This window comes from Maribacter sp., from assembly GCF_016744255.1.
Taxonomy (GTDB): domain Bacteria; phylum Bacteroidota; class Bacteroidia; order Flavobacteriales; family Flavobacteriaceae; genus Maribacter_B.
Window position 1 is genome coordinate 1 of the sequence record NZ_JADGES010000116.1, and the last position, 9,968, is coordinate 9,968.

A 9,968-nucleotide genomic window follows, 5' to 3' on the forward strand; every position below is an offset into this window, starting at 1 on the left:
ACTTTTACATTGGTGTTAGCTATGATTTCGGATAGTTGTTCTCCTGTTTCTGTATTCTTCTTTAGAAAAAGTTTCTTCTTTAGTTTTAACGGAGTTTCTGCCGAAGTAATTTTATCTAAATCCTCGAAATATTGCCAGTATAAAGCACCCCATGCAATACCATCCCCTTTCTTGGTAAGACTTACTTGGCTTAAAGAGGTATTTATTTCATTGGCATTCCAGGTAGTTTTGTAATAGCCTGTTCCTGCTTCTGTTTTTACCGTTTTTAATTTCTCAGCATCTATCTGCTTACCACCAATTAATACGGCAACAGATTCCGATACGGAAAGCCAATCGCTTCCTTGAAGCAATAAAGCATATACAGCTTCTGTAGTTGCTTTGGTAGTTTTCCATTGATTGGTTTGTTTGTTTTTTAATAGCCAAATTTTAAGGTTATCAATGGTAGCAACGTCATTTTCTATCTCTGAAAAAGCTTCAATAAGTAAGGCTTGCGTTTCTATAGGAGCTTGGTACCAGTGCCAAGAATTGGTATTTTCTTTCCAATACATTCCTAATTCATCCGAAGTTATGCTATTCTCTTTTAAAGACCTTAGAATTTTATTGGCTGTAGTTTCTTCTTTAGCTCTAAAGCTAATTAAAGCCAACATCCCTTTTCTATATAAGCTATTGGCTTTCCAATACTTTTTAGCTTGCCCAAGGTAGTATTTACTAATTTCGGATACTTTCTTCGATGTTTTGTGTTCGGAGAAAAAGCTTCGCATGTATAAGTAATGAATTTGTGTACTCGTTAAATGGTTATTATTTAAACTAGTTGCATGTTTTTTCATGTACTCATATTCTTTAACAAATTCTCTGTCTAAAAAGGCGATTGCCTTTTTTAGCATAGCACTAACTTCTTTATTATTCTCTGTTACTTGTAATTGCTTTAAGTGTCCTAATCCAGAAATAATATGCTGGGTTATAAATCGGTTTTCACGACCACCCTTAAACCAAGACCAAGCACCAGAAGACATTTGGTTCTGTTGTAGTTTTAGGAGGGCAGTTGCTTGCTCATTTTGCATTTTGTTGAGGTTGAACAATAGGGCAATTCGTTTTTTCTGTTCCGTCTCTGATTGTGCATCTCTAAGCCAAGGTGTTTCTTGAATTAGTAGAGATTTTAATTCTTGGTTTTTCTCTAGATTACTAACTAAAGCATCGGAACTTGCCCATTGTTTAAATACCTCTTGAATTCTAGGATTGCTATTCGCTATATGGCTGGCTAAAGCATTCGCATAATACCTAGAAAAAGTCTGTTCGTTGCATTCATACGGGTATTCTATTAGATATGGTAATGCTTGTACGGCATACCAGGCAGGATTACTCGTAATCTCTAAAGTAAGCTTGTGATGTTTTAATGAGGTAGATGTATTGTCTCTAAGCTTATCTAAACTAAATTTCTTGGTGGTATTACTACGAATCCACATTGGTAGGGTTTCCGTAACCAACATACGATTACTTAGAACAGGAAGTACATTTTGTTCTCCATCACTAAAGTCCCCAGCTTTTGCGATTACGGTGTATTGTACTCCTTGCAAACCTTCCGGAATATGAAGTTTCCATGATACTTGAGTATTGTTTAGAGAATCTACAGTGAATGCTTGTTTGCTTTTAACAGCGATTAGTTTTTCCGAAATATATTTCCCAGTTATTACATCTGTTAGTTTTAGTTCTGCAATACCAGTTAATGCCTTATCCGTAAGATTAGCAATTTTGCTGCTTATAATAATGTCATCACCTTCCCTTAAAAAACGAGGTGCATTAGGAGTAACCATAAGTTCTTTTTGGGTTACGGTTTGCAAGGTAATGGAAGTGCTTTCTAGTGTTTTAGAATGTGCTAATAATTGAAATTTCCATTTGGTTAAAGCCTCTGGAGTAGTAAAACTAAAAGTTACATTGCCTTCTCTATCCGTTTGTAAATGTGGAAAGAAAAAGGCAATTTCTTGTAGGTTTTTACGAATAGCAACAGGCTCTTCTTTTTTGGTAGTAGCATCTAGTACTTCTTTGTTTTTAGTTGCATTTCCGGTTTGGGCTACTTTCTTTTCCACTATTGGAGCACCCTCTGGACCAGCGTCATCTAATTCGGCTTCAGAACTTTCCATAACTTCCATAGCAGCCATAGGAGCGTTACTACTTTTTACCATTCGCATACTTCTACTATAATTGGCATATCCAAACTGCAATCCAAACCATTGGAAGGTATCATAATAGCGTCCTGCGTAACTATACCCATTGTCAAATAAATTGTACGTTGTAAAATAGCCGGTATTAAAATTATTGCGTCCATTTATACTACACTGGGAATAATAATAGGGTTGGGAATTGGGGTAAAAACTCCAATTATGACCTCTAAAGGAGTCTAAAGAAGCATCATACATACTTGCTAGCAATTCCGCAGAAACCTTTTCTCCTTTAGCTCCTTTTACTTTAAAAGACCAAGTTTCCTCTGTTCCTGGTTGTAATTTATCTCTAAAAGTTACCGTTTCAATTTCTAAATCTTTCTTAGGATAAGGAACATAAATACGAACACTGTTACTAATAAATGAATTGTAAGCAGCAAAACTATAACTAATGGAGAATCCTCCTAAATCCTCTTTCTCTACAGGAATGGTAATGGTTTTACTAGTTCCTTTTAAATGTATAATTTGAGTATCGGTAATTTGTTTGTTTTTCTCAATGTATAAGGTCACTGCTATATCTTCCACATTAGAAAAGAGCGTTAGTTTTACTTTATCACCAAGGCCATAAGAAGACTTATCCGTTTTAATATAAAAAAGTTGATTGTCCGCTAACTTTTTATCCTTGGTACTAAATAGGGTAGTTTTAGCAACATCCTTTACCAGGTTTCCAAATTTATCTTTGGTTTCTAACTCAATCACATATTTACCAGATTCCCAGTTATTAATCGCATTTAACTTAAGTTCGGTTGTTTCTTCGGTATTGAAATTATTTTCCCAAACCATTTCTCCTTTTTCCCAAGTACCCGAACTATGTTCGTTGGCGTAACTTTCATGTGGAAAAAGCTTTTTAAACTCTTTTTTATTCCATGTATTATAATCGGGTGCTGTCCATGGCCTTTGTCTTAACACATAATTAGGAGCCTTAAGTTTAAAGATTTTTATATTCCCTTTTGCAGGAACAAAAGAGCCATTAAGGTTTTGTGTATATACGTGTATAGAATTCTCTTTCTTTTCTTTATCTAATAGATTAGCCACATTAATACTGGCGGTTAAAGAATGGTAACCCACTTGTACAATGGTTGAGGTGCTATGTGTTTCTCCATTAATATCGGTTACGTCAGCAGTAACTTCATAGCTAAACGTGGGTAAATCTTCTTTGTTTAAAGCGTTATCAGGGATTGCTTTAAAAGTAATATCATACAATCCACTATCATTCGTTGTTACCTCGCCATGTGCAATTTCTTGTGGCTCTATATTTCTATAGGAGCTGTAATGCCAATAATACCATCTAGGAAAGTAAACTACTCTTTTTATGCGGTAACTTACTTTTGCATTTGTAATAGTACTGCCAGCATACGCAATTGCTTTACCTGTTACTGTAATACTGTCATTGACTTTATATGTCTCTGTAATGGGATTAAAAGAAGTTTCAAATTTTGGTCTTTTGTATTCTTCTACCGAGAAATTTGTAGAACCATTTAGGTTAATTTTAGAAGAATTAGCGTAGATAGAAAAGTTACCTGTAAGTCCGTTACTTGGTAAAATAAACTCTCCAGAAAAAGAACCAAACTCGTTCGTTTTAAAGCTTAATGTTTTTACTTCTTGATAATTAGCATCTCTAAGAGAAACAAGTACATTAGTATTTGCTAGTAGGGTAGAAGTTTCTTTTTCTTTGCTGATTGCAATACCTTTAAAGTATAGAGGTTGTCCAGGTCTATAGATGCTTCTATCTGTAAAAAGAAAGCAAGAATTTGTTATTGTTGGAGCGTTTCGATCCTGTTTTTGGTTAATGTAAAATTCTCCAAAAAATGCTTTGTCATTGGTGTTTTTCGCTTGTATATAAACATCATTCCACCTTTGACTAGAAAGAGGGATTTCTACAGAACCATTAGTATCTGTTTTTAAAGTCTTCGATAATTTAGGGCCATCATAATTAACACGATAGGTAAATTTTAAAGTAACATTAGCTTTTGGTTCTCCATTAGTTCTGTCTATTATTTGGTATTTATAAGAATCTGGAGTTCTTGTTTCTACTAAAGCTAAATTGGTGATTTGTATGGGACTAAATGCAAAAGAGCGTCCATCATCTTTAGATTCTACAAATATTAAATAGTGTCCATACTCTAATTCAGGAATTAAAACCTCGGTACTATGCGTTTGGAAGTCACCTTCATTTTTTAAGGTTGCATTCCATTGTTGGAGAACCTTTAGAGTCTTTATAAATGCTAGCTGTTTCTTTTCTGGGTATATTTCATTTAATTTTTTTAATTGTGATTTAGTTATTTGGATAGCAGAAAGGGCTAAATTTTGATGATTTTTATAGCGAACCAATACTTTAGAAGGGGTATTTGTTGGTAAATATTTTTCCGTAGTTATTTGAATGTTTTTATCTAAAATGGAAGATTTTATAGACTTACATTTCTCTGCTCCATAACTTTTAGGAAAACGGCTAATAGCTTCCTCGCATAAAGCAAGAGCTTCCTTGAATTTCCATTGATTACTGTTATCTGCTGTAGGGTTATACGAGTGACCCCATTGTTGATATAGGCTTGCGATTTCATAAGTGTAAAGTGTAGATACCTTATCTTTTTTATAGGTTTCTACATTGTTTTGTAGCGTATGTAAATAGGTAACGTCTTTATTTTTTAAGACGGAGTTGCTGTGTACATATTTTAATCGATCTATATCTACGGGTGTAAAAGCATCTAAAGTTTTATCGTTTATATGAAAGGATAATAATTGTTGGTATATTATTAGTGCTTTTGCTTCCAGAGATGTACTGTCTTTAGTTTCTATTTTTTCAGAAACAAAAATAGAAGCATCACATAAAAAATTATCTTCTTTAATTTCAAATTTATCTGCAGGTCTGGTTATGCTATTTTCATTTGTTTTATAAAAACCTAATGCGGTATGCGCTAGAATATCAAATAAAGTAGGCCTGTATATCTCGGAATTTTCTTGTTGATAAAGAATAGGTGAAAACTCAGAAATAGCTATTTTTTGTAACCCTCTAGGGTTTTCTAAAGAATTAGAAAAGTGCAAGTTAATTTCATTAAAGAGAGTGGTTAAATCCCAAGTTCTAAAATCTTTAGAATCTACTTTAGTTTCGGTATGTGTTCTGTTGTAAAATTGATATCTATTTTGTTGAAAATACTGCCAGTATAAATTAGCCAAATAACTTTCTAATACATTTTTAGTAGGAAATGTAGCTTTTGCTATCTCTGCATTGAAATTTGAGATGATTTTAAGTTGTGCATCTTCTTCCAAAGTCATAGCATATTTAGAAGCGTAGAGTAATGCTTTAAGTTTCTGGGAAGTATTATTTTCTTTGCTAGCTTTTTTTGAAATAGAAGTAACAACATCCAAAGCAGATTTTGTTAAGGCTTCCTTTTCTAATTGTTCCACTTTTTTCCAGAGCACCTCAAAAGAGTCGTCTGGTTTTTGAGCTTGTGTCATTTGGGCAAAGAAAATTAAGGTGAGTATGGTTATCGTATTTTTCATCTGTATAAATTTACATAACAAATATGAACTCTAATAGTTATGAATACAAGTTTAAATGAGTAAAGTAGTCTTTAGAGTTAGTTATCGTTATGTTTTAGTGATTTCAACTAAAAACTCCCATAAAAACATATCGTTTTTATGGGAGTTTTGTATCATTTATGGAGAGTTATTATTTCCAATCTACAATAACAAATTCGCACCTACGGTTTGTTTCATGTTGTTGTTCTGTACAAGATTCTTCTGTTTCGCATTTTATGAATGGTTTACTTTCACCATAGCCTTTTGCAGAAAGACGTTTTTTAGAAACCCCTTGTCTTATTAAATATTCTAATACAGAATTAGAACGTTTTTGAGAAAGTTTTTTGTTATAATCATCATTACCTCTAATATCTGTATGCGTTCCAATTTCTAATTGAATACCAGGATTATTTTTAAGTATTGTGATTATTTTATCTAAAGTTTCTTTGGCTTCTAAACGTATGTACCACAAGTCGTAATCAAAATGTAATTTTGGCTCTGTTTTTATAACAATTCGCTTCCCTTGCCTTACAACTGTTGGCTCATTTTCTATGGCCTTTTCAATACGTTCTTTACGTTCTTTTTCGGCTTTTATTTTAGCCTCTTCTTTACGTTTCTTTTCTAGCTCTTTAGCCTTTTTAGCCTCTTCTTTAGCACGTTTTTCTTCTTTAATACGCTCTTCTTTAACTAGTTTGGCTTTTCTAACCTCTTCTTCTTTTTCTTTTTGAAGTTTCTCCGATTTTTCTCTTTCGATATCTGCGTTAGATCGAAGGGCAACAGAACCATCTTTAATACTATTACGTTCTTTATTTGTGATTACATTTTTAGAGTCTTCTTGATAACCAGCTTTTCTACCCTTTACGGTGTACTGAGTTTCACAAGCAACAGAGAATTTAAATTCAGCTTTTTCCGAAGCAGTTTGGGATTCTATAAGAGTTCCGTTTTCATCTATTAAATCTACGATCCCAAATGCAATAGGTTTTTGTGTTGTTACATCTTTAATTATACCTGCAATAAATTGAGAACAATCTTCAATTAATAAAGGTTTTGTTTCTTCTAATTTATAGATATCATCACTACCTACACCACCTGGTCTGTTCGATGCAAAAAAGCCTTGATTTTCTCCAGTGTTTAGGTTGTATGCAAAATCGTCATAGCCACCATTTACTGGCTTACCTATATTGTTTGGTTTTTTAAAAGAGTCCCCTTGTTTTTTGGCAACAAAAACATCTAATAAGCCAAAACCTGCATGCCCGTTAGAGGAGAAATAAAGGTTGTTAGATTCGTCTACAAAAGGAAATTGCTCTTTCTTGTTTGTGTTTATGGTTGCGCCTAAATTTTTAGGTTCTCCAAATTCACCATTGGCATTAACAGATACGGAATATAAATCTAAAGAACCAAAGCCACCTGGCATATCCGATGCAAAATACATCGTAGTTTCACTAGTATTTAAAGAAGGGTGTTCCGTAGAGAAATCATCACTATTAAAAGGAAGTTCTTCTATGTTTTCCCATTTGTTATCTACCCATTGGGCCTTGTATATTTTTAATCTCGATACTTTTTTACCGTCTGTTTTCTTTTTTCCTTTTAAGAAATTATTACGTGTAAAATAGATTGTTTTACGGTCTTTTGTAATAGCAAAAGTTGCCTCATGCATTTTGGTATTAATATTAGAAGAAAGACTTGTACTTAAAGAATCTCCAAGAGTAATTTGATCCACAGGATGTTTGTACATATCTAAATAGTTTTCACTATTCCATCTATATAATTTGTTTAATACTGGAGTTGCTTTCTTTTTGGAAGCAGCGTAAAAAATATCGTTATCTACTTTGGTTGCACCAAATTCTGATTTTGTTGTGTTTAAAGGAAGGTTTTCTAATTTAAAACGTTCGCCAATAGCATCTACATTCTCTAAATGCCTTAGGTCTTCCTTAAGTTCAGCTACCTTTTCTTGATTATTCTGACTGTTGTAATAATCCATTAGAACTTCGGTTGCTTCTGCATATTCGCCAACAGCTTTTAACGTTTGACTATATTTAAAAAAATAACTTTCATCTAAGTTTTCTCGATAAACAGAAGTTAAGTAAGAATACCATTTAGCAGCTTTGGGAAGCTGGTAGGTGTTATAATAACTGTCTGCTAGGTTTTTTACAACTTTAGAGCTTTTGTTAGTTTTTGCTATTTCTTCATACAATGGAATTGCATCTCCGTAGAAAGCTCTTCCAAAATATGTGTTAGCACGTTGTAATTCTTCTTGCGCAAATGCGTACTGCTGCATTAGCCCTATGAATAGTATAAATAGAATTGTTTTTTTCATGGTGTGTTTTAATAAAATCTTGGGGATTTATCATATCCTCTTTGTAGACCTAATAAGTCTAAATCAAATAGAATAAAAATTTCGTGCGATCCAGAGCTAAAGTCACTAAGGTTAGATAATGTATAATCGTATGCATAGCCAGCTTTTAAACCAGGTAGAATTTTCATATTAAACATGGCGTTAACAGAGTCATCTAATCTATAAGATACACCAGCTTCAAAGGTGTTATTGATTAATGCGTTAAGTGATGCATCAAAAGAAATCGGAGATCCCTTTACCATTTTAGCTAACATAGATGGTTTCAGTTTTATAGTACTATTTAAATCATAGACATAGCCTGCTGTTGCAAAAACATGCATGTTTTCAGAACCTTTAGTACTAACGCCATTTTGATTATCTAAATGAGTAGAACTTAATAAGTTTGGAACAGATAAACCTGCGTAAAACTTATCTCTGTGATAAAAAGCGCCAATACCAATATTAGGGAATGAAGTATTTTGATTTTCATTAAAAGCAAAATCGTCTTGTAATTCCGGATATTGAAATCCATTAAAATTGGTTTCGAAGCTTGTAATACCGGCTTTTAAACCAAGTGCTAACCTACTTTTATCATCTAGTTTTAAGCTATAAGCAAAATCTGCGTAGATATTATTTTCTTTAAGAACCCCATCGCCTATATCATCGGAGATAAAAGAGATGCCAGCTTCTACCTTTTCTGTAATTGCTGCATGAGCAAAAAAGGTTAAGGTTTTTGGTGCTCCTACGGCAGATGCCCACTGGCTTCTGTAGAGTGTTCCAAAATTAATTACACTTAAGTTATTTGTAGTGTAAGCGGGGTTTATTACGCTCATATTATACATATACTGGGTGTATTGAGGGTCTTGTTGCCCCTGCACATACATAGAATGTGCAAACAGTATAAATAGAAAATATAAATATGTTTTTTTCATTATATCTTTATTAAAATGGATAGTTGGTATGGTTTATCTGTTTAGGTATAGTCTTCCTTGTAAAGGTTTAAAGCCTTCTTTGTTATAATTTATAATGTAAAAGTATACTCCGTTTGGAGCAGTACTATTTCCATTATTAGATCCATCCCAAGCAGGGTTGTTTTTGTCGCCAATGAACATTGTACTGCCATATCTGTTTACTATTTCCATAGTAAAGTCTGGGAATATAATTTCAATGTTAGGAACAAAATAGGAGTCATTTCTGCCATCTCCATTAGGCGAGAATCCGTCTGGAATAAAGTATCCATACTGTTCAGGGTCACAATTTGTTAAATCAATAGTAACAGCAATTCTTTGTGGATTTCTACATCCTGTTATTGGGTTGTAACTTTCTGCGTAATATGTGGTGTCAGAAATTAATGGATCAGAAGAACCTAATGGTGCTCCATTTTCGGGAGTGTCATACCATTGAATATCATAATCATTTACATTTTCTAAAACCTGTAAACTTTGTATTGTAGGGTTATCTAGTCCACATAAGGATAAGGTGGTAAATTCAATAGATGCTGGTTCTAAATTATAAATAGTTGGAGTAATTTCTAAACGTTCCGTTCCATGGCACCCTTCAGCTGAATTTGTACTTGCAAAGTAGCTGATTCCATCTTGTAAAGAGGTATTGTTGTCTAATAGGTTTTCTCCTGTTAAGGCATCATACCAAGCAATGGATCCAGTATTGAATACACTTGTGGATAAATCATTTAAACTTGGGTGTTCTGCTTCGCAAAATGTAGGGTTTGTTATCGAAGCCACTGGTATAGATGGGTTGGTAAGAGTAGTAATTACTTGAACCCTATCTGACCCTTCGCAATTATTATTTAAATCTGTATTGGAAATAAAATAGTCTTCTCCATCCACAAGAATTGTAGTTATTGGTAATATATTGGTATCTGTTGCGGTGGCATAGAA

At 33.4% G+C, this 9,968-nt stretch carries 4 protein-coding genes; all 4 read right to left on the bottom strand.

Annotated elements, in window-relative coordinates:
- A partial coding sequence (locus tag QZZ51_RS14755; protein WP_291871026.1) for an MG2 domain-containing protein occupies window positions 1-5,717 on the bottom strand: 5,717 nt, incomplete at its 3' end.
- A gap of 169 nt (window positions 5,718-5,886) precedes the next feature.
- Window positions 5,887-8,052 (bottom strand): OmpA family protein, encoded by a 2,166-nt coding sequence (locus tag QZZ51_RS14760; protein ID WP_291871028.1) that lies wholly within the window; start codon window positions 8,050-8,052, stop codon window positions 5,887-5,889.
- 8 nt (window positions 8,053-8,060) lie between these two features.
- Complete coding sequence (locus tag QZZ51_RS14765) at window positions 8,061-9,002, bottom strand: type IX secretion system membrane protein PorP/SprF (RefSeq protein ID WP_291871030.1); 942 nt, start codon at window positions 9,000-9,002, stop codon at window positions 8,061-8,063.
- A 33-nt stretch (window positions 9,003-9,035) separates the two neighbouring features.
- Window positions 9,036-9,968, bottom strand: a 933-nt coding sequence (locus tag QZZ51_RS14770; protein ID WP_291871032.1) for a gliding motility-associated C-terminal domain-containing protein, incomplete at its 5' end; no start/stop codon positions are given.